Source organism: Haemophilus sp. oral taxon 036 (assembly GCF_002998595.1).
Taxonomy (GTDB): Bacteria; Pseudomonadota; Gammaproteobacteria; order Enterobacterales; family Pasteurellaceae; genus Haemophilus; species Haemophilus haemolyticus_K.
This window is the reverse complement of sequence record NZ_CP027235.1, coordinates 1,618,265-1,642,022: the sequence shown is the minus strand read 5'-3', so window position 1 is coordinate 1,642,022 and position 23,758 is coordinate 1,618,265. Positions and strand designations below refer to the sequence as shown.

At 38.9% G+C, this 23,758-nt stretch carries 12 protein-coding genes and 1 pseudogene; 4 read left to right on the top strand and 9 right to left on the bottom strand.

Annotated elements, in window-relative coordinates; all coding sequences use genetic code 11:
• Window positions 1-8: 8 nt before the first annotated feature.
• On the bottom strand, window positions 9-917 hold the full coding sequence (locus C3V42_RS07890; RefSeq protein ID WP_106014198.1) for a RimK family alpha-L-glutamate ligase: 909 nt from the start codon (window positions 915-917) through the stop codon (window positions 9-11).
• Between the two features lie 116 nt (window positions 918-1,033).
• Here C3V42_RS07890 and C3V42_RS07885 point away from each other — a divergent pair, with 116 nt between their 5' ends.
• Window positions 1,034-1,297, top strand: coding sequence for a GrxA family glutaredoxin (locus C3V42_RS07885; protein ID WP_005628952.1), 264 nt, complete (start codon window positions 1,034-1,036; stop codon window positions 1,295-1,297).
• A 66-nt stretch (window positions 1,298-1,363) separates the two neighbouring features.
• On the opposite strand, the gene fabB is transcribed toward C3V42_RS07885, so the two are convergent.
• The gene (fabB, locus tag C3V42_RS07880; RefSeq protein WP_005633515.1) at window positions 1,364-2,584 is read right to left on the bottom strand and encodes a beta-ketoacyl-ACP synthase I; all 1,221 of its coding nucleotides are present in this window, start codon (window positions 2,582-2,584) and stop codon (window positions 1,364-1,366) included.
• Between the two features lie 148 nt (window positions 2,585-2,732).
• Here fabB and mnmC point away from each other — a divergent pair, with 148 nt between their 5' ends.
• Window positions 2,733-4,745: a bifunctional tRNA (5-methylaminomethyl-2-thiouridine)(34)-methyltransferase MnmD/FAD-dependent 5-carboxymethylaminomethyl-2-thiouridine(34) oxidoreductase MnmC gene (mnmC, locus tag C3V42_RS07875; protein WP_106014197.1), complete on the top strand. Its 2,013-nt coding sequence runs from the start codon at window positions 2,733-2,735 to the stop codon at window positions 4,743-4,745.
• A 65-nt stretch (window positions 4,746-4,810) separates the two neighbouring features.
• Here mnmC and sppA read toward each other — a convergent pair whose 3' ends face one another.
• Complete coding sequence (gene sppA, locus C3V42_RS07870) at window positions 4,811-6,664, bottom strand: signal peptide peptidase SppA (RefSeq protein WP_106014196.1); 1,854 nt, start codon at window positions 6,662-6,664, stop codon at window positions 4,811-4,813.
• Window positions 6,665-6,761: 97 nt separating this feature from the next.
• Here sppA and C3V42_RS07865 point away from each other — a divergent pair, with 97 nt between their 5' ends.
• Entirely contained in the window at window positions 6,762-7,316 is a 555-nt protein-coding gene (locus C3V42_RS07865; protein ID WP_106014195.1) for an NAD(P)H nitroreductase, read from the top strand.
• Window positions 7,317-7,363: 47 nt separating this feature from the next.
• On the opposite strand, the gene C3V42_RS07860 is transcribed toward C3V42_RS07865, so the two are convergent.
• The 3 genes from C3V42_RS07860 to sstT all read right to left on the bottom strand — a co-directional run bounded on the left by C3V42_RS07860 (window position 7,364) and on the right by sstT (window position 9,891).
• Window positions 7,364-7,918 (bottom strand): molecular chaperone, encoded by a 555-nt coding sequence (locus C3V42_RS07860; protein WP_106014194.1) that lies wholly within the window; start codon window positions 7,916-7,918, stop codon window positions 7,364-7,366.
• Window positions 7,918-8,526, bottom strand: a complete 609-nt coding sequence (locus C3V42_RS07855) for an NAD(P)H-dependent oxidoreductase (protein ID WP_106014193.1) — start codon at window positions 8,524-8,526, stop codon at window positions 7,918-7,920. Before C3V42_RS07855 ends, C3V42_RS07860 begins: the two co-directional genes overlap by 1 nt.
• Before the next feature lie 120 nt (window positions 8,527-8,646).
• On the bottom strand, window positions 8,647-9,891 hold the full coding sequence (gene sstT, locus C3V42_RS07850) for a serine/threonine transporter SstT (protein ID WP_048953555.1): 1,245 nt from the start codon (window positions 9,889-9,891) through the stop codon (window positions 8,647-8,649).
• 287 nt (window positions 9,892-10,178) lie between these two features.
• Here sstT and C3V42_RS07845 point away from each other — a divergent pair, with 287 nt between their 5' ends.
• Window positions 10,179-10,619, top strand: a complete 441-nt coding sequence (locus C3V42_RS07845) for a LexA family transcriptional regulator (RefSeq protein ID WP_106014192.1) — start codon at window positions 10,179-10,181, stop codon at window positions 10,617-10,619.
• Window positions 10,620-10,688: 69 nt separating this feature from the next.
• Here C3V42_RS07845 and aroG read toward each other — a convergent pair whose 3' ends face one another.
• The 3 genes and pseudogenes from aroG to C3V42_RS07830 form a co-directional block, all read right to left on the bottom strand.
• Window positions 10,689-11,777, bottom strand: a complete 1,089-nt coding sequence (gene aroG / locus C3V42_RS07840; protein ID WP_106014191.1) for a 3-deoxy-7-phosphoheptulonate synthase AroG — start codon at window positions 11,775-11,777, stop codon at window positions 10,689-10,691.
• A 275-nt stretch (window positions 11,778-12,052) separates the two neighbouring features.
• On the bottom strand, window positions 12,053-23,356 hold the full coding sequence (locus tag C3V42_RS07835) for a YadA-like family protein (protein WP_106014190.1): 11,304 nt from the start codon (window positions 23,354-23,356) through the stop codon (window positions 12,053-12,055).
• Window positions 23,357-23,650: 294 nt separating this feature from the next.
• Window positions 23,651-23,758, bottom strand: a pseudogene (locus C3V42_RS07830) (acylneuraminate cytidylyltransferase); the annotation flags it as partial.

Sequence of the window (23,758 nt, the reverse complement as noted above, 5' to 3'; positions counted from 1 at the left end):
CAGTAATACTATTTCACATGACAGCTTATAGCGGTTTCGACATAAGCAATTATCTGAGTGGCAATATCAACCCCGCTTGTTTTTTCAATCATTTCTAAGCCTGGGCTTGCATTTACTTCTAGAACCAATAATCCATTTTTTGAACGAATTAAATCCACGCCAGCTACATCTAAACCGATGGCTTTTGTTGCTCTAATGGCTATCTGTTTCTCGTCATCGCTTAGGGTAATTTTTTCAGTTTTTCCGCCACGATGACAATTTGCCCGAAACTCACCATCTTGTCCAATTCTCTGCATCGTTGCTACAACTTGATTGCCAATCACAAAACAACGAATATCCGCATTGCCCGCTTCTTCGATAAAATCTTGCTGCAGCATAGATATATTGGTTTGCTTAAAAGCTTCCATAATGCTCACCGCACTTTGTGGTTTTTCAGCCAAAATCACCCCAATTCCTTGTGAACCATTTAACGTTTTTAAAATTGTCGGTGAACTGATATGAGGTATTGTCGCCTGAGCTTGCACTTCACCGCCACTTAAAAGTGAATTGGGAACAGGAACACCAGCCTTCAGCAAAAGTTGCAAACTTTTCCATTTATCACGCGCATTTAAAAATGCCTGAGATGAATTTAAACAAAAAGTCCCTTTGCCTTCAAAATGCTGTAAGACTGAACATCCCATTTGCGTACTCGTTGTGCCAAATCGAGGCAAAACAGCATCATAATCAGGCAATAAATAAGGTTTCGACTCCGAATTTTCTTGATAAAAAATCTGAAAGTGCCGTGGATTTTGCGAGAGCTTTAAGAGACAGCGATTCGGATCTAAAATATCCATCTCATGCCCTTGGCGTTTAGCAGCTTCCTTTAAGCGTTGGCAACTGTAAAGACGAGGTTCGCGGCAAAGCATTAGTAATTTCATAATATTTAACTCATTGTCTACGATGTTCCGTATATTACACGAATAAAAACACTTTATGTAGACGATAAAAATCAGGTAGAATTGCCTAGAATTTTTAACTCAAAAAAGGAAATATTATGTTCGTTGTTATTTTTGGTCGTCCTGGCTGCCCTTACTGTGTGCGTGCAAAAAACCTTGCTGAAAAATTAAAAGGCGAAGTTGCTGATTTTGACTATCGTTATGTGGATATTCACGCAGAAGGCATTACTAAAGAAGATTTATCAAAATCTGTTGGTAAACCAGTAGAAACCGTACCTCAAATCTTTATTGATGAAAAACCAATCGGTGGTTGCACTGATTTTGAAGCATTAATGAAAGAACAATTTGGTATCGTTGCTTAACTTTTCTTTTTAATTTATACAAAAAAGCCACTTTCAATTGAAAGTGGCTTTTTTCATAGAATCGTTTTAACCGTTATAACGCTTAAAAATTAATGTTGCATTCGTACCACCAAAACCAAAGCTATTTGACATGACAGTTTGCAATCCTGCATTTTCTTTCGTCTCAGTAACGATGTTGCAACCTTCAGCGGCTTCATCTAAGGTTTCGATATTAATACTTGGTGCAATAAAATCATTATCCAACATTAATAACGTGTAAATTGCTTCGTGTGCACCCGCCGCGCCTAAAGAGTGACCAGTCATTGATTTAGTTGAAGAAATCGCTGGAATTTTATCACCAAATACATTTTTGATTGCACCTAATTCTTTCACGTCACCTACTGGTGTAGATGTACCGTGTACGTTGATGTAATCAATTGGGGTATCGACAGTTGCCATTGCTTGTTTCATACAACGCTCAGCACCTTCACCACTTGGTGCCACCATATCGTAACCATCAGAAGTTGCGCCATAACCTACAATTTCAGCGTAGATTTTTGCACCACGAGCAAGTGCGTGCTCTAATTCTTCCACAACCACAACAGCACCACCACCAGCAATAACGAAACCATCACGGTTTGCATCATAAGCACGAGATGCTTTTTCTGGCGTTTCATTGTATTTAGTTGAAACTGCACCCATTGCATCAAACTCAGTAGCACATTCCCAAGATAACTCTTCTGCACCACCCGCAAAAACGACATCTTGTTTGCCTAATTGAATTAACTCAACCGCATGACCAATACAATGTGCAGAGGTTGCACAAGCAGAACTGATTGAATAGTTCACACCACGGATTTTATAAGGTGTTGCTAAACAAGCTGAAACACTTGATGCCATTGTTTTCGTTACCGCATAAGGACCAATCGCTTTTACACCACGAGGGCCACGTACCGCATCACAAGCCACTAACTGATTATGTGCAGAACCCGTACCCGCACCAATCACTAAACCTGTACGATCATTAGAAACTTGATCTTCTGTTAAGCCAGAATCTTCAATCGCTTCACGCATAGAAAGATAAGCATAAGCTGCTGCATCACCCATAAAACGGAACACTTTACGATCAATGTGCTCGCTTGGGTTTAATTTGATTGTTCCGGCAACATGGCTACGCATATTCATTTCCACAAACTCAGGCACAACTTCAATACCTGATTTCCCTGCTTTTAATGAAGCCAATACTTCTTCTTTGTTGTTACCGATACTTGAAATAATCCCAAAGCCTGTAATTACAGCTCTTCTCATTGCTTCTTCCTTATTGTTTTATATATAAAAATAACGGCTCAAAATTACTACGAAATAAAAATATTTCAAGCAATAATTCATTTGTTCGACCAGTTCAGAAAATCGCGTTATTATATGCAAATTTCATTAGGCAAGGAAGGAATAAAAAATGACTTTTAGCGTCCAACATGCTGAGATTCACTTCAATCAAAACCATATTCCCATCTCTGATCAATTCGATGATGTCTATTTTTCTAACGAAAATGGATTAGCAGAAACAGATTATGTTTTTCTACAAGGTAATCAACTTTGGGAACGTTGGATAACACACAAAGAAGCTAATTTTGTCATCGCTGAAACGGGATTTGGTACAGGATTAAATTTCTTTGCGGTAACCCAATTATTCCGTGAATTTCGCCAGCAACACGAGAATCATCCTTTAAAACGCCTTAATTTTATTTCCTTTGAAAAATATCCGCTAAAAATAACCGCACTTTCGCAAGCGCACCTTGCCTATCCACAGTTTGAAGATTTAAGCGCTCATTTGCAACGTTATTGGCCTTCATTGATTCTAGGTTGCCATCGTATTCATTTTGGAGAGACAACGTTAGATTTATGGTTTGGTGATGTATCAGAAAACTTGCCACAACTTGGCGATTATATGAATGAACGTATTGATGCGTGGTTTTTAGATGGCTTTGCGCCAAGCAAAAATCCCGAAATGTGGAATGATGATCTCTATAATCTGATGTTTCGTTTCACGAAACCCAATGGTTCTTTTGCCACCTTCACCGCAGCAAGTGCGGTCAGAAAAGGACTTGAATCCGCTGGCTTTAATGTGACAAAACGTAAAGGCTTCGGCAAGAAACGAGAATGCTTAAGTGGGCTAAAAATAGAATCAAAATCGACCGCACTTTCAACACCTTGGTATCTTGCTCAGCCTGCAAAAATGGAAAAACAAGATGTCGCTATTATCGGCGGTGGTATTGCTTCTCTTTGTGCTGCCATTTCCTTAGTAAAACGTGGGGCAAAAGTCACTATTTATTGTGAGGATGAAGCGCTAGCACTCAATGCCTCAGGCAATAAACAAGGCGCATTTTATCCTCAACTTAGCGATGATAATGGGCTCACCGTTGATTTTTACCTGCACGCTTTCAGTTACGGTCGCCAATTACTTGATTGGGCAATCTCACAAAACATAGCGTTTGAACACGAATTTTGTGGCGTGGCACTATGTGCTTACAACGAAAAAAGTGCGGTCAAATTAACAAAGATTTCTCAGCTTGGTTTGCCGAACGAAATCTTCCAAATGCTGAATGCTGAACAACTCAGTGAAAAAGTAGGATTACCGCTTAATTGCGAAGGCGGTTGGATTGAACAAGGGGCTTGGCTTGCACCAAGACAATTTGTTCAAAATGCCTTTTCATTTCTTGAAAAGCAGGGTGTCATCATTAAAACCTCACAAAAAATTACCGCACTTTCTCAACAAGAAAAAGGTTGGGAACTAGAAAATATGCAAGGCCAAACATACTACCATGAAGTCGTGATTCTTGCGAACGGATATAAAATTACTGATTTTGTTCAAACAGAAAAGCTACCGCTCTACCCTATCCGCGGGCAAGTCAGCCAAATCCCAACATCGGAAAACTTACTCAAACTAAAATCTGTACTTTGTTATGATGGTTATCTCACCCCAGCCGATCAATTAAAAACCTCACATTGCATCGGCGCAAGCCATGTTCGTGATAATGTTGATTGCCATTTTAGCGAACAAGAACAACTAGAAAATCAACAAAAAATCCAACAAAATATCGCCCAACCGTGGACTCAAGATGTGGATACATCAGGTAATCTCGCTCGTGTAGGCATCCGCTGCTCCGTAAGAGATCTTGCCCCAATGGTTGGAAACGTACCTCATTTTGAAGAGCAACAAGCGGATTATTACAATTTATTCAACCTCCGCCGCCGTAAACAACCTATTCAAAGTGCGGCCAATTTTCAGAATCTTTTCTTAACAGCCGCCTTAGGTTCTCGAGGTCTCACCTCCGCTCCACTCTTAGGTGAAACCTTAGCCTCAATCATTTATGGCGAGCCATTACCAATAAGCGAAGCCATATTACATAATCTTTCAGCTAACCGAGCTTGGGTGAGAAAGTGGTTGAAAGGAAGCATCGTGGAATAATTTTACTTCAAAAAAATAACAGCACAGGTATTAAACTTGTGCTGTTAACATAATAAACGTAAATTTTACTTCACGCTTCCACAATTCAAACAATACAAATATTGTCCTTTAGGATCATTAAATTTAGTTAATACATTCAATTCCTTTTGTAATTTTTGAATTGGAGCAGGGATCCCTATCCAGCTAGCAAAAGCACGTTGCGTTGTTTTTTTCGTATCGTGTAATAATGTCTTTACAAAACTATTGCTATCATCATCTATCAACCATTCTACGCTAAAAGATTCCATTGCTTTTTCTTGACGTTGATTCACTAATTGTTCAGCTTTATTGATTGCTTCATTAAAAGAACCAATCTCATCTACCAAACCATTTTGGAATGCATCATTGCCTAACCAAACCTGACCTTGAGCAAGTTTATCTACTTGTGTTTTTGAAATTTGACGGCCTTTGCTGACAATTTCTAAAAATCGGTCATAACCATGCTCAATTTCTGTTTGATAAATATCTTGCACTGGTTTTGCTAACGGAGAAAAAGCGGATGTATTGGCTAATTCAGTAGTTGAAACGCCATCAGCATTCACGCCTATTTTCTTAATGCTATTTTCGAAAGTCGGGAACATCGCGAAAATACCAATAGAACCCGTAATGGTGTTTGCATCGGCAATGATATAATCTGAAGTAGATGAAATCCAATAACCACCCGACGCGGCCATTGCTCCCATAGATACGATAACAGGTTTACCAATTTTCTGTAAATTTTCAGCCTCTTGTCGAATAATTTCCGAAGCGAATGCACTTCCACCTGGAGAATTAACGCGTAAAATTACCGCTTTTACAGCTTTATCGTCATAAGCTTTTCGTAAAAGACGCGCAATAGTATCTCCTCCGACATTTTCTTCATCACTTTCCCCATCAATAATCGTACCCTCCACATTCACTACAGCAATTTTATTTGGCGAATTATCCTGTGGTGTTAAACGATCAGGGAATTGTGTTAAATAATCATCAAATGCGACTAAATTAGCTTCCCCATCTGGATTTTTGCCAAAAAGTGTGGTTAATTTTTTCTCTAAATCAAAACGTGTTGCCAAATGGGTCACCAAACCACGTTTTTGCGCATAGCGTGTCGAATCCCCTTTCAATGTTTTCAATTCAGCTAAATATTGTTTCGCCGCAGGCAACAGATCACTTGATTTAATATGACGATTTTCGCTTACCATTGAGGTATAGTGATTCCACATTAAATTTAACCAGCGCTGCATATTCGTTTTTGCCTCAACTGACATATCGTTGCGCATAAAAGGTTCTACCGCTGATTTATAAGTTCCTACGCGGAAAATATGTGGTGTCACAGCCAATTTATCGAGCATATCTTTAAAATATAAATTCTCTTGCGACAGCCCATGTATATCCACCTGACCAATTGTATTAAGATAAATCTCGTTCGCAAAGCTGGCTAGATAATATTGCCCCTGTGTATAATTATCTGCATAAGCAATAACAGGTTTTCCACTTTCTTTAAAGCGATTAATCGTTGCACCAATAAAATCTAAAGCAGGTAAATCAGCTCCTTCAAAATGATTAAGATCGAGCACTAATCCTTTAATTTGAGGATCCTGTTGTGCATACTCAATCGCTGACACAACATCAAATGTTGAAATTTTTCTTGGTACATACTCACCGTTCAATTCACTTAGCGCATCTTGCCAACGAAGTGTTTCATCACGATTATCCGCTAGATAACCATCTAAATTTAGCAATAAGCCGCCTTCCTCTGTTAATGTTGTAGATTTTTTTCCACCACTTGAAAAGCTAATAATCGCCATTAGCAATAGAACAAAACCTAGAAACACCACATTCATCACGAGATCACGAATGAAACACAGCGCTTTCCAACATAATTTTAATACTCGAAACATACGAATTACCTTTAAAAAATTTACGCTAGCGTATCACAAAGCCTTGTCAAAAACTATGCTATAATCTACCGCACTTTTATTGACAGAGAATAATACAATGGATGCACTTACCCTCTTAACCACAAGAAAATCAAATAAAAAATTAACCGCACCAGCGCCCAATGCTGAACAATTAGAACAAATTTTTCAAGCAGCAATTCGTGCACCTGATCATGGCAAATTAAAACCCTATCACTTTGTTGTCATGGAAAATGAAGGACTTAATAAATTGGAAAAGCTGCTTAAAGCTGCAGTTATCGAATTTGATCTTGGTGAAGAGCGATTAAAAAAAGCTGAAAATTTAGCCCATCGAGCCCCAATGGTAATCGGTGTTGTAGCAAAAGTTGATCCTACAATCGCAAAAGTACCAGGATGGGAACAAATGCTAAGTGCAGGTTGTGCAACTTACGGAATACAGTTGGCTGCACAAGCACAAGGATTTGATAATGTGTGGATTTCAGGGAAATGGATTAATGGCACTGCATTACGAGAAGCTTTCGGATGTCGTGAACAAGATCGTGTGATTGCATTAGTCATGATTGGCACGGGTATAGAGAAAGCAGAACGCGAATGCCGAGTTATCGATACCAAAGATTTTGTAACCTATCTATAAAACATTTCTTGCCTTCCTCGAAACTCTGAGGAAGGCAAAATATTGCTCTACTCTTCTTCTAATTCATCCGCCATCGCTGCCAATATTTCTCGTGTAAGAAGGGCTAATGCACGATAAAAAGGCAAAGTTGCTTGATTTTCTACTTGAGTTAAAAACTTCGCTGCACAAGGCAATAAAAAGGTTTCAAAGAATTCTTGCTGAGCCACTAAAGAATCCGAATTATCTTCAAGCCAAGAGGCTGTGAGCAATAATAAAGCAAAATGATCCGCACTTTCCACCTCTGGCATATTGCGCACAAGGCGAAAATTCATAAATTCTTCAACATCAATGCCATAAGTTGAAATAGAGGCCATAACTTTACCATTGGTAGCAAATAATTTTTGATACTCTTGGTTCAATAAATCGAGATCAATTTTAGCTTGTAGGCTATTCAGCGCTAATTCACTTTCTTTATCAGTATCTAACGCCCAAACTTGACTCAAACCTTTTTGTTGTAACCAAGCAAACGCGCCTGCAAGTACTTCATCGGTAGGAGAACGATAAAAAAGATTACCGAATAATCGACTAATTAATGAAAAATTATTAATTTGTTTTTCAGACATTACGCTTTTTCCTTTAAAAGTGCGGTCAATTTTTCTTTTGTTTTTTGAGCGGCAAATTCAATCATTGCTTTACGCGCCTCATCATCAATTAAATGAATATTACCGAATAATTCAAACTCAACATTTTCAATGCCACAGTAATTAAATAATCCATTAATTAAACAATGATTGAGAGATTTATCCACACCAAATTCTCTATATTTATCGAGATTGCTACCAATGGTAATAAATTGCTGCATTTGCTTATTTTTGAGCAATCCAACCGATTCGCCGTTTTCCGTTTTATAGGCAAAGCCATGGCTTAATACGCGATCTAAATAGCCTTTCAAAATTGATGGAAATCCCATCCACCAAAGGGGATAAACCAACGTAATTAAATCCGCTTGAAGAATAAAATCATGCTCTTGCTGAATATCTTCTGGAATAATACCTTTGTTAGCATTCTGCAATTCTTCATGAGATAAAATTGGATTAAAATTTATTTCATAAAGATCACGAAAAAATACATTTACACCCTTCTCTTGACTGATTTGCTCAATACGATTGGCAATCGATCGTCCAAAACTATGCGCTGAATTAGGATGAGCAAAAATAATTAAGTGGTTCATTTTTCTTACCTATTTGTAGGGAAATAAAACGTGGCAGAAGTCTATCAAAATAGACCGCACTTTGCATATAAAATCACATAAAAAAAGCGGGCATAGCCCGCTCTGTTATTTGCATCATCATTATGCTGCGTTTTTACGTTCTTCTTCCATACATACTGCCGCAGTAAATAATACGTCAGTTGATGAGTTTAATGCCGTTTCAGTTGAGTCTTGTAAAATACCGATAATGAAACCAACACCAATCATTTGTGCTGCTACATCATCAGAAATACCAAATAAGCTACATGCTAATGGGATTAATAATAATGAACCACCTGCCACACCAGATGCACCGCAAGCACAAAGAGAAGCCACGATACTTAATAAAATCGCACTAACAAAAGAGACTTCCACACCTAATGTGTGTACCGCAGCTAACGTTAAAATTGTGATTGTGATTGCAGCGCCCGCCATATTGATATTCGCACCCAATGGAATAGAAACAGAATAAGTTTCTTCATCAAGGTTTAAACGTTTTGCTAATTCAATATTCACTGGGATATTTGCCGCAGAACTACGTGTGAAGAACGCTGTTACACCACTTTCGCGTACACAAGTCCATACTAATGGGTACGGATTACGACGAATTTTCCAATAAACTAATGCTGGGTTAATAACAAAAGCAGTAAATAACATTGTACCGATTAATACTGCAAGTAACTGCGCATAACCGCCTAATGCGACTAAACCTTTATCAGATAAGGTTTCAGCCACTAAACCGAATACACCAAATGGTGCAAAAGAAATAATGACGTGAACAATTTTTGATACACCTTCTGCAAAATCAGATAATACGTTCTTCGTTGCATCAGATGCATGACGTAATGCTAAACCTAAACCGATAGACCATGCTAATACACCAATAAAGTTTGCTTTGAAAATCGCATTTAATGGATTGTCTACCACATTTAAAATAAGGGTAAATAAAACTTGGCCAACAGCTTGCGGCGCAGAGCTTGCATCTTCTTTGGTTGCAAGAACCACTTCCGTTGGGAATACGAAACCCGCAATAACTGCAACAATCGCTGCTAAGAATGTACCGAGAAGGTAAAGCACAATGATTTCTTTCATATTGCTTTTCGTACCAATCTTACGGTTTGCAAGCGCAGCCATAACAAGGAAGAAAATCAAAATTGGCGCAACAGCACGCAACGCTTTAACAAAGATGGTACCTAAAACGCCTACTTTTTCCGCGATATTAAAACCTAAAGCACCTTCAAGTGCCGGTCCAACGAGCGCAATAATGATCCCTAGAACTAAACCAGTTGCAATTCTTTTTACTAAATTGCCCTGGAATAACAGACGAAATAAACGAGATGTGTTCATACTTTTATCTTTCTTTTTAATAAATTTAACTTCAGATTGTCGCCAATCCACCTATGAGGAGATTAAAGATAGCGTAAATTCTTATCGAAAGAAAATATTTTTTGTTATTTGTCATCCAATAAATGAACTTTTTTCTAAATTTGTTAGATATTTTTTAAAAACATACTTATAAAAAAATTTTTTATTTAAGCTATTGACACCCTGTATGAAATACCAGTACAATTAAACTGTACAAAAAAACATAAAAACAGATAATTTATACATATCATCCTAAAGGAGATAAGAGAATGAATAACCAAACATTGACTGCACAATATGAAATGGATTTTTCTTATAATCCACTGCCTTTTTTCAGTGATATGCATGACAGTCTTAAATTCAACAAGAAACTAGACTTAAATCTTTATTGCGTCAAACGCCCCAAACAAACCTGTTTTATTCATGTCACCAATCCAAACATGTTAGCTTGGGGTATTGAAAGTGGAGATATGCTAGTCGTCGAAAAAAATGACGATCTTTATTCAGGTGATCTTGTTGTGCTAGAAGAAAATAACGAATTTCATGTCTATGAATTTATGGCGCATAGCGGCAATTACCTTTTCATGGCATTGGATTCCACTACACCAAATATAAATACAAAAGATTGGTCGAATTTACCCATTGTCGGCACCGTAACCAATACGATTCATCAAATGAAACGTCGCGATAAAATGAAATGGGCTGCGTAGTTAAAGGCGAATAAAAAAGTGCGGTGAAAATCAACCGCACTTCTATCTAGTATCTAGATTATATTTCAATTAATTACTCGTCACTTTACGTCTAGCAATCACCGCATCAGAAAGCTGTTTAAGAAGAATTTCAGAATCTTCCCATCCAATGCAAGCATCCGTAATACTTTGTCCGTAAGTTTGCGCTTTGCCATCAACTAAATCTTGACGGCCTTCCACTAAATGACTTTCCACCATTACGCCAAAGATTTGTTTAGAACCAGATGCAATCTGATTGCATACATCTTGGCAAACGTCCATTTGTTTTTTAAATTGTTTACAGCTATTTGCATGGCTGAAATCAACCATAACATGTGGAATACGACCAGACTTCTCAATATCCGCACAAACTTTTGCCACATCTTCAGCGTTATAGTTTGGTCCTTTATCACCGCCCCGTAAAATAATATGGCAATCTTCATTCCCTTTTGTAGAAACAATCGCAGAATGACCAAATTTAGTGACAGATAAGAAATAATGAGGGGCTTCTGCTGCGCCAATTGCATCTAAAGCAACTTTCACGCCCCCATTAGTTGCATTTTTAAACCCAACCGCACAAGATAAACCTGAAGCTAACTCACGGTGAACCTGTGATTCAGTCGTGCGTGCCCCAATTGCGCCCCAGCTCATAAAATCTGCAACATATTGTGGCGTGATCATATCTAAAAATTCACCGGCAGATGGCACACCTAAATCATTAATATCAGAAAGTAATTTTCGTGCAATGCGTAAACCATCATTTAAACGATAAGTATCATTTAAATACGGATCGTTAATTAAACCTTTCCAACCCACCGTTGTGCGTGGTTTTTCAAAATACACACGCATAATAATTTCAAGGCTCTCTTTATATTTTTCACGTAATGGTTTTAAACGGTTTGCATACTCAATTGCCGCTTTAGGATCATGAATAGAGCAAGGACCAATAATCACTAATAAACGATCATCTTTACCATGAATAATATTATGTGCTTCATGACGCGTTTGTTTTACTAATTTAGCCGCATATTCACTAGCGGGGTATTTTTCTAATAAGGCAATGGGCGGTAAAACCTGATCGACTTTCTCAATACGCGTATCATCGTTTGCCACGACAATTTCAATTTTTTCTTTAGCCATACATCACTCTCTTGCTTTCAAATGTTGTGTTTAATTATGTTGTTACTCTACACTTATTTTTTGTACTAGTAAACTAGTTCATTATGTTTTTTTTAAGCTTATTATGAGAACAATCTTATTAAACAATCTTTAATAAAGCATTGCAAGTGAAATGGCATGACATAATACAGGCATATTTTTCCCTCTTTTAATGTTAATTAAAGCATATTTTTACATCCAATAAAAAAACACCGCAAAGTGCGGTGTTTTTTCATTATGTTTTTGCTATCAGCTGATTACCATTGGTAACCCACGCCAGCTGCAACGCCAGTTTTACCTTGGCTATTTGCCGTACCAGATAAACGGATGATGATCTTACCATTATCAGAGATACGAGACATACCTACTGCAAGACCGTTTTGACCTTGGTAACTACCCGCTGCAATACCAACTAAGCTCTTACCTGGTGTATAAGCCTGCGGAATATTCGCCGCTGCCAATGCACTTGCAGTACCTGCATCACCACGTTTTCCAACTTTGTTGATCTTGTTATCCAAGTCACCAAGTTTATGCCCAATACCTGCAGCTACAGCATGTAACTGGCTACCATTTATAGCATCTTTAGAAGTTGCTGAAATTTGACCAGGTGCAACATTAGTAATTTTCGCACCATTCACACTTAGTTCAGCTGGCTGAGCTGGTGTAGCTGGGCTAGTAGCTGTTGCTGGTTTTGCAGGTTGTGCTGCTTTACCTGTAATCTTCGGCCCTTCTTTACCAAATTGGACACTATCAAATTGAGGGTTCATTGAAGTTGCAATCGCAATATCACGACCATTACGTGTAATCTCAATATTGTTACCTGCATCAACATTAACCGTCTCATCCATTTTAACTTTAGTTGGAGAAGTATTGCCTGAAATGACTTTACCTGTTGAACCTTCTACCGTTCTAGAATGAACATTGATGCCACTATTTTGTAATTGATCAACATTCACCGCATCACTTGGTTTCGTACCCCATGCAACATTAGAGATGACGGTACCGCCAGTACCTTTATCTAAGCCATTATCTTTTAGATATTGTACTTTAGCTTCTTCTTTTGCCGCATTCACTGCAGCTTTAGAAGCGGCCTCAACAACATCCTTAGATTGACCTTTCAATAAATCCTTAATCTTCTCTTCTGCGGCTTTTGCAGCAGCTTCTTGTTTACCCGTCAATTCACCAAGCTGAGTTGGAGTTAAACCTTCTTCACGACTTGTTGTTGAGGTATATTTATCTCCTAAGCCATCAGGATCCATTGAAGCTGATGTACGAACGTTACTTGGTTCTAAGGCTTCTTTGGTTGTATCAGGTTTACCCTCTTTAACTGGGTACCATTTACCATCAGCAGCTTTAGCAACCTTATTACCATCCTTATCTTCAGAGGTAATTTGACTAATTGGTAAATCAACATTAAATCTCACATAAGTATTTGTGATTTTTTTACCATCTTTATTTACCTCATCCACAGTTGCAGCTTGAACTTTGGTATTTTTACCATCGGCAAAACGAACATTGTCATCTGGATTTACTTTCTCAAGTTTATCTGCTGATAACGCTTTACTACTATCATCAAATGCTTTATTAGCTTTAGATGAATCAGCCAAACCAATATTCCAACCAGACTCTTGGATTGCTGTTGCCACGGTATTACCTGTTACAAAACCAGAACCATTGTTCGTAATCTCTGCATCAGCTACATCAAGCGGTCGATTATTAGAAGTTGGTTTACCATTTGCATCTACCTCGTAGCCAACTGGTTTACCATCTTTATCTACTGAATAGTAGTTATCGCCAATCTTAATCGCTGGGATTTCTTTACCGTCTTTAGTAATTGTCACTTTATCAGTCACACTACCTTCTGCAATCGCCACCGTAATTTCACGAGTTACCGTGCCATCTTTTTGCGTTACATCTTTACCAGTTACAGAAATACCGTTTTTACCTTTGAATTCCACTTTGTTCGCGTTTTTCACGGTATTGGTGTAGTTGTTATCTTTTGCAGATACCACCCAACCCATATTCGCTAAATCACGAACAGTTGCTGCAGAATTTAATGTTTCTTCGCTTAAAGGTTTATCACCTTCTTTCGGGTTAGTGCCTAAGTTAACTAGTTTGTCTTTCGCTTCTTTAGCCGGTGTTGTTACATTGCCATTCTCATCAGGTTGATCACCTGTTGAAGTCTTAACATCTGCAGTATTCAACACAGAACCCACACCTTTTAATTGAGTCGGTTTGCCATCATCAGATGAGATGTTTAATGCTGTTGTAGGTTCAACAGTTTTACCATCTTTATCTTTACCTGTGTTATTTCTCGCAGGGGTTGCTTTTTCTGCTTTAAATTCAACCGATGGCGCTGCTTTAGTTGTGACTTTATCCGCTTCAACTGGTGTTGCTTTAGCAGGATCTTTCACCTTACCATTTTCCACTTGATCTGCTGGGTAGAACTTACCATCATCCGCTTTCACAAGAGGATTATTGTTTTTATCGGTATAAGTCGCACCATTTGGATTTGCAATTTTAACTGTGTTGAACTCAACATTGTCTTTCGTTGCATAGGTTATCGAACCATCTTTCTCATGTTTCACAGACATATTTTTGCCTGCTTTCATAGTAATGGTATCGCCTGGGTTGATCATCTCACCGTTTGATAAATCAGCTGCGGTTAAATTGTCTCCCTCAGTTTTATCTGCTTTCAGCGTAAAGCCTGATTTGTTAATCATATCCGCAACATTTTCGGCAGTTGCAATCAAACTAGGTGCATTATTTACCGCACTTTGAGCTTTATTTACTGCGTCTTGAGCAACTTTTTTCTCCTCTTCTGTTGCTGTTGGCTTATTATTTAACTTATCTAATTTAGCCTTAGCCGCTTTTAATGCATCTTCAGCTGCTTTCTTCGGCCCTGTTACCGCACCCGTTGCTGTACCTGCTTCATTCTTCGCAACATCCACTAAGCCATTTGATACGTTTACAGTAATCGTACGAACACCATTCGCATCAGTTTCACCTGTAACAGTTGCAATTCCTTTTCCAACAAAGTTCACTTTGTTAGTGTTACGCACTTGGTCTGTATAGCCATTCGTTGGAGCACCTACAATCCAACCTAAGTTTTGTAAATCGCCTACAGTAGCTGCATTGTTAGGGTTAGACTTGCTGAAGTCAATTAAACCTGCTTTGCCAACATTATCTGGTTTTGCTACTGGTTGTACATTCTCTTTCGGTTGCCCATTTGGAAGTACGTCCGCTGCATTATACCATTTACCATCATTACCTAATTTCTTGTCCTCTACTGGAGCAAACGTATTTGCACCGCTTGCAACATTTCCTAATTGTGTTGCATTGCCAGCTTTGTTTGCTTCTGTATTTGGATTCACTAAATTAGTTTTTACAGTATTTCCAGCTACTTCTGTTGGTTGATTAGCCAATGCTGTTCCATCTGCATTTTTAAACTGCTTAGTTTTTGGATCATATACTTTTCCAGCTAAATCGCTTTCTTTGTAATATTTTCCATCTGCTGCTTTAACTACTTTATCTCCAGCTTCATTTGTATATGCGATCGGTAAGTCTTTTACATCTATTTGTACATTACTTACTTTTCCTTTTGCATCCGTGGTCACTACCGCTTTGGTATTGATTCCATCTACAAAATTTACTGTGTCGTAAGGTTTCACAAAGTCACGAGCATCGCCGTTATTTTGTAAGTTCCAACCTGCATTTAATACGTCACCCACAGTAGCCGCATTGTTAGGATTTACATAGTTAGGACCTTTTGCATCTGTTGTATTAACAGGACCATGTTCAGTAGTTGGCGCTGTTGTACCTTCTTTAGCACCATCCAAGTTACCTGCTACATTAGATAATGTAGTTGGTGCCTTAGTACCTTTTGGACCATTAAGAGATGTAATTACATTCTCTGGCGCAATTTCTTTATCTCCATCACCTGTTCCATCTGGAGTTGTGTGGTATGTGATATTGCCATCTTCATCTTCCAATGGATACACTTTTGTACCATCTGCTGTTGTATAGTTCACAGGAGTGATTGCGTTGTTTGTAGATACTTGATCATCCACAGTTACAGTGATTGTACGTACACCGTTCTTATCTGTTTCACCAGTCACAGTGGCTGTACCCGCACCCACAAATTTCACTTCGTTCGCATTACGTACTTGATCAGAGTAATTGTTACCCTCTGCGGATACAATCCAACCTAAGTTTTGTAAATCACCTACAGTAGCTGCATTATTAGGATTAGAGTTGCTGAAGTCCACGAGACCTGCTGCATCCACATTTTTAGGAACCTCTACAGGGGTAGCTGTGTCAGCTGGTGTACCATTCGGTGCGACTTCAGAAGATTTGTACCATTTACCATCGTTAGCTAATACTAATGGATCTTTCGCATCAGCGTCAGCATCTGTACCCTCTTTCAAGGATCCATCCTCATTCACTTTGCTTGGCTCATAGTATTTACCATTGTTAGCTTTTACATACTCTTTATCGTCTTCACCCAAAGCGTTGAACGTATTTGCACCGTTCGCTACGTTACCTAATTGACTTGGAGTGTTTACATTGTTACCTGGATTATCTTTTGTATTCTCTACATTTGGATTTGCCAAGTTTGTATTCACTGTAGTTGGTTTCGCATCAGCTTTTGGAGTAATCGTTGGTGCCGCATTTGGATCTTGTGCATTTGGAGTCACAGTGACATCTTCACGAGGATACAATTTACCGTCGTTCGCACGTACATATCCATTTGTTGGGTTACCATCTTTATCTTTTACGATATTAGGTGTGCCATCTGAATTTGCAGGGTAGAACGTATCACCAACTTTCACCACTGGTACTTCTTTACCTGTTGTTGGATCGGTAATTGTATTTGCGACTGGAAGACCTGTTACATTCACTTGTACATGAGATGTTAGGTTATCATCTGTAGTTACTGTCACAATTGTATTACCACCATCACGGAAGTTTACAGTGTCGAAAGGTTTCACAAAATCAACCGCATTTCCGTTGCCTTGCAGGTTCCAACCTGCATTCAACACGTCAGAAACAGTTGCCGCATTGTTACCGGCGTTATTGACGATATCTGCAGCTTCTTTAGCTGTAATTGGTGCTTTTGTATTTCCTATTACATTATTTCCATCTTTTGTATAAGGTTTTCCATCTGGCCCATTTACAGTCTTATCTTGGTCATTTACTTGCGGTAAGTTTCCTTTTACATTTTTTAATGCTGTAGGAGTTGTCGTACCATCTGGACCATTTACTGATGTAATTACATCTTTATTTGGTACTTCCTCACCTGTTCCATCTGGATTAGTAAAGAACTTGGTTGTACCATCTGCTTGTTTTATTGGATATACTTTTGTTCCATCTGCTTTTGTGTATACAACTGGAGTAACAGCATTGTTTGTTGATACTTGATCATTTACTTCTACTGTTATTGTTCTTACACCTTTATCATCAGTTTTTCCACTTACTGTAGCCGTTCCTTTTCCTACAAACCTTACTTCATTAGCATTCTTCACTTGGTCTGAGTATTCTCCTGTTCCACCTGTTGTCTTATCAGATGACACTACCCATCCCATATTTCTTAGATCACCAACTGTAGCCGCATTATTATCAGAAACTTTAGGTTTATTAGTTACAGGATCTTTCTCATTTAAGTTTATTAAACCTGCTGCGGCTTTATTATCTGCTTCTTTTATAGTATCTAATCCACTCTTAACATTTCCTAATGTACTTGGATCTGTTGTTGCTGTCTTATCTACTACTGCATTTGGATTTACTAAATTAGTTTTTACAGTATCTCCAGCTACTTCTGTTGGTTGATTAGCCAATGCTGTTCCATCTGCATTTTTAAACTTCTTAGTTTTTGGATCATATACTTTTCCAGCTAAATCGCTTTCTTTGTAATATTTTCCATCTGCTGCTTTAACTACTTTATCTCCAGCTTCATTTGTATATGCGATCGGTAAGTCTTTTACATCTATTTGTACATTACTTACTTTTCCTTCTGCATCCGTAGTCACTACCGCTTTGGTATTGAGTCCATCTACAAAATTCACTGTGTCGTACGGTTTCACAAAGTCACGAGCTTCGCCGTTGTTTTGTAAGTTCCAACCTGCATTTAATACGTCACCTACAGTAGCTGCATTACTTGCATTCACTTGGTTAGGTTCTGGTGCTGGCTGTGCTTTTGTTACCTCTGCAGGAATACCATTCTTTGTTTCAGGAAGGTTAGATTTTACATTTGTAATAGCAACTGGTTTAGTTCCATCTTTATCGGATAATTTAAGATCTCCAGACTCAGTTTTCGTAAGTTTAGGACCGTCACTGCCACCTACCTGTACAGTATTGAATGACACATCGTCTTTGGTTGCATAGGTTACTTTACCGTTCGCTTCTTGTTTCACGGTTAAGTTTTTACCTGCAATCATTTCAACCGCTTTGCCTGGGTTGATGACTTCATCATCGCCTAAAACTTTCTCACCACCATCCACGTTAGAAGTTTTCAGCGTAAAGCCAGATGCGTTAATCATATCCGCAACGTTTTTAGCTGTAGCAACGCCTTTGTTATCTAAAGTGTTATTTAATGCTGTTTCAGCATCTTTTACTTTATTCTCAGCCTCTTTTTTCTTTTCAGGAGTCGCATCTTTAGGTAATGCAGCCAAGGCATCTTTTGCATCTTTTAATGCTTTTTGAAGCTCAGGATTAGTTGATGGCGCAATAACAGAACCGTCTTTGCTTGAAACAAGCTCGGCTGTTTTAACGTCTGGCACATCAATAGTAATTGTGCGTACGCCGTTCTCGGTTTTACCCGATACTTTGGCTGCGTTTTTGCCTACAAACTTCACTTCATCGGCATTTTTAACTGCTTCGCTGTATGGCGATTCTGTATTGCCTGTAGTTTTGTCAGACGACACCACCCAGCCCATGTTACGTAAATCACCTACGGTAGCGGCGTTATTGTTCGGTACTTTTGAACCTGTACTTGGGTTGCCTAAATTTATTAAATCTTTTTTGGCATCAGTACCGCCATAATTGGTCAGTCCGCTGTTTACATCCGTAATCGCCTTATCACCTGCACTAATGCCGTCTTTATTGACGGTTATGGCTTTAGGCGCTGTGCCGCCTGCCGGAGTCGGGGCCTGAATGGTCAATCCGTCGCCATCTATTTTGGTGGTTACATCACCTTTTTTAAACTCCGCACTCGTTAAACCAGTCAAATCTTTTTGTAAAGAATAGATAAAGTTTTTACCATCTTGTTTAATCGCTAAATTATCGCCAGCTTTGAAAGTTACTGTATTACCAGCTTTGATTAACTCTTCAGCGTTACCTTCTACTGTACCAGTGCCATCTTTATCTGCTGTCGCTTTCCAGCCCATTTCTGTTAAAGCATTCACCAATTGATCCGCAGTGACCAATTTACCACCAGTTGTATTAGCTGTTGGCACTCCATTTGTATCTGTCGTAATCGTGCCAGTTTTTGGAGTTAATGTGATGGTATCTCCAGATGCAGTTACATCTAACAAGGTTCCATCGCTAGATTTAACAGTGAAAGCGATTCCACCTTCTTTATTTAACTCTTGTTTGTTAGTTTTTGTAGCGACATCAGTACCTGTTTGTCCTTTTAACTGAATTGTATTATTCGCCAATTTATGGAATTGACCACCGTTAATAGCATCTTTGGAATTTTCAGATATGTCGCCATCTTTTACATTGGTAACTTTTACTGGATCTGTATCATTAGGGCCAGATACTTTCAAGTATCCATCATCTGTTTTAGATAATTTTGGACCTTGCGCTCCACCGACTTGTACAGTTGTAAACGTTACATTATCTTTCGTAGCAAATGTGAATTTACCCGCTTCTTGGGTAATCTTAATATTTTTATCAGCTTCGAATGTAACTTTGTCGCCTGCTTTTACAAGTTGGTTAGTTGCTTCTTTACCTAATTCACCAGCAGTTGTTGCTGCTGATGTCGCTGTCCATGCTGCACTATTCACAGCTTTTACCACAGAATCTACAGTAGCAATTTTTCCAACATCATTATCTTTTACTTTTACAGTACCAGGATTAGTTCCAGTTGTAACAGGTTCAATTTCTCCGGTATTAACTTTTAAACCCTTGTTATCGGTTGTAAGGGTGTTGTCGGCAGCTTTTACTTTAACGCCTTCATTTGTTACTTCTAAAGACTTATCTGCTGCTTTTACAGTGATATTATTGTTAGCATCTTTTTCTAGTCCATTGCCAAGGTTTACACTGTATTTTACTGTAGATGTTTTACCATCTGTGCTTTCTACAGTAGCTGTTGTACCATCACCATTGACAAAGTTCACTGTATCATAAGGTTTTACAAAATCTACAGCTGTGCTATTACCTTGTATATTCCAGCCTGCATTCAACACATCGCCCACGGTTGCAGCGTTGTTTTTGATGTCATTTACATTATTCGGTTTGTCTGCTTTAGTTGTCGGCTCAGTTGTACCTGTTTTCGCACCATCAAGGTTGCCAGCTACGTTGGTAATCGGATTGCCGCCGTTGTTTAAGCCATTTTCAGTCAATGAAACGGGTTTCTTACCTGTAGAGGTTGCCGGAGTAATGGTTACGCCTGCATTAGTGAGCATGGTTGTCGGCGCATTTGCATCTGTGCCTTTAAACTCTGCGCTGGTTAAGTTACTCAATACTGGATTCAAAGAATATGTGAATTTAGAAGTAACATGAGTCCCTGTTTTACGATTAGGGTTATCAGGATCTTCATAGGCATCTCTAGTCGCATCTTCTTGATTTAATACCAAGTTATTACCTACGCGAATTTTCACTTCATCATTAAGACGAACTTTATCTACTTTACCTGTAGCCGTACCTGGATTTTCTCTTGTCGTTGTTTTACCATCAGCGCTATGTACTTCAGTTCCTGCTGTTGCTTCAGCACCTTTTAGTTTCAACACACCAGAACTGTCCTTATCTTTTTCAGCTTCTACTGCCCAACCACTGGACATACGCTTTGTAACGGAGTTTAACTGAGAACCGTTGATCGCATCTGTAGAATCATCCGCGATACGACCCGCCGCCACGTTTTTCAACTGACGTTCTGCCCCTGGTGTACCAAAAGATACTACGTCACCTTCAGATGTATTCGTACCACCAGCCCAATAGAATGTATAGGCTACTTTTTTACTATCAAATGGTACAATATGGCCCTCTTCATCATAGGAAATATCTGTTTGACGAGTACCAATAGATTTGTCATCTGCTCTAGAACCTGTACCGATAGCCACCCCATTTTGTAGTTCGGAAACAGCTCCTGTTCCTAGGGCAACACCACCTAATTTTGTGACACGTGCCCCAGTACCAATAGCCGTACCTAAATCTCCAGTAGATAAGGAATGAATCCCCATGGAAATAGAACCATGACCGTTTTTATTAGCAGCTAAAGAATAATCTAATTTATCAATATTTAAAGTAGCGCCATTCGTTAACTCACCATAGGCTTGTTGAATAGTACCCGTTGCATTTTCCATTTCTACAGAACGGATGGTACGTTCAACTTGTTCTCCACCAATGGTCTCTATTTTTTTAGTGGTTTTGATGACCGTACGTTTTTGTGCGTCTTTTTTCTCTTTTTGATAACTTACTTTTTGACTAGCTACCTTGGTAATTTCCGATCCACCAATCATGATGGAGGAGTCACCTTGCGCCTGTGTACCAAGACCCATAGCAATAGCGCCTTGTTCCCCAGACGCTTTCGCCCCTTGACCAACTGCAATATCAGCCTCTTTTGTTGCTTGTGCCCCTTGACCGACTGCAACAGAAGAGGTTGTCGCATTAGAATGATCACCAACCGCTACCGCAGATTTATCAGCATTTGCTTTATAACCTGCAGCCACAGCTGATTCTTCTGCTTTCGCTGCTGTACCTGCTGCTACTGCATACTTACCATTAGCCAAAGCTCCCATACCTATTGCAACTGCTGCTTCTGCATTTGCTTGAATTTGCGAACCGGCACCAATTGCTGTTGCACCAAATGCACCTTTACGCACTAAAGCATTCGTACCGATAGCCGTACCTAATGGTGTACCCGAGTGAGCTTGTGCCCCTAATACTACTGAACCATCTTGTGCATAAGTTGCTTTATATTTTTTATCTAAAGGAGTACCAACAAGACGTGCATAAGCACCACTAATTGTGTCATTAGATATGTTTGCGTCTTGATTATGATCTTCTGTTTCTGTAACCTTAAAATTTTCTTTAGTTGATTTGTAATACTTTTTATCTGCAAATTGAGTGATATCATTTCCACCTAAAGCTATCGCACCCATACCAGCAATTGTTTGGGCCCCGATTGCCACAGATTGGTCTCCTATAGCACGTGCATTACGACCCAACGCTGTGGCTTCATTAATATCTACATTTGTATATCCGTTTGTTCCACCAGCTATTCTTTGGAAATCAGTATTAACATCTTTAACACCAAACGCTTTTTTTAGCACTTCTTCATTAGAGTCAACATCTGTCGCATTTCCCGCAGGCATTTTATTATTAGCATCTAAACTTCTAAATCCTGCTCCAGCACCGGCTCCTACTGCCACAGAAGAATTGATAGGAGTCGCTCCGTCTCTATTAACTCCTGTAAAAGCACCAGTACCAATAGCTACACCGCCTGCATCGCCACCGCTACGATTTAAAACACCCTTATTACTCCCAGAAGTTGCTCCAGCTCCAATAGCTACACTATAACCTGCACCTTGATCTCGAGTTTCAGCTTCTTTACCTAAAGCAATATCATTTACTTTATTTGCTTTACTAGAATTACCAAAAGCCATTGTGTAATCAGCAATTGCACTACTTCCCCATCCGATGGCATAACTATCGTTACCTGTCGCATTCGATCCAGATCCCAATGCTACAGATGTAGCACCCTTTGCTTTTGTGTTAGAACCTAAAGCAATACTATTATTACCGCTTGCAGCAGATGTATTCCCTATAGAAATAGAGTTAATCGCACTTGCATTGCTTCCCCCTCCCAATGCTACAGATGTATCACCAGTTGCTTGACTTTTATAACCTACTGCCACTGCTTGCTTATTACTTGCATTAGTCTGCAAGCCAATAGCAACCGACTGGTCACCAGTAGATTTAGATTCAAAACCTAGGGCAATTGCACTGTCTCCTGTAGATTGTGCTTTTTTACCTATGGCTACAGCATTGTTGTGCTCAGCCTTTGTTTCTGTTCCCAAGGCTACTGCACCAGAACGGCTAGCTGTAGCCGTTTTCCCCAAGGCTACAGCGCCCGCTCCACTTGCATTCGATTGTGCTCCAAAAGCAACATTATCAGCTCCCCCTTCACCAGCTGGATTCGTTGCAACAGCTGCATAAGCCGAATGACCGCTTAATAGAGCCAAGGCGATGGCTGAAGATTTAATAAAATTGCCTGAAAATTTAACCGCACTTCCTTGTGAATTTGATGCACTTTGTTTTTTGTGTGCTTTGGTTAATTCTGAAACGACCACCCAAGATTGCGTTGCTTGGCTCCAGACGATACGGAAGATTTTATTCATAAATGTCTCTCTAACGATAATTAAAAATACCCTCAATCTCTTATTCAATTAATAAAAGAACTTAGGCGTAAATAAAATGGAAAAATTATACAGATTTAGTCATGAAATTCAATTTAAAAATATAATCTTTACGATAATTTACATTTATCAAGTGTAATGAAAAACAATAGCAAACGTTTGCTTTTTTTTGCGCAAGAAGTAAGCCAAAAGTGCGGTGAGTTTTAGGGAGTTTTTTATTGGGAAAAAGCAAATAGGCTTATCAAAAAACAAAGGCCGCAAAATGCGGCCAATTTTTTAGAATTCTTTTGAAATTAAACTTTCTGCTAATTGCAAATCAAGTGTGGAATCAATATCAATGGAGCGATAAGTTGGCATTAAATAAAAACGCATTGGCGCAATAAA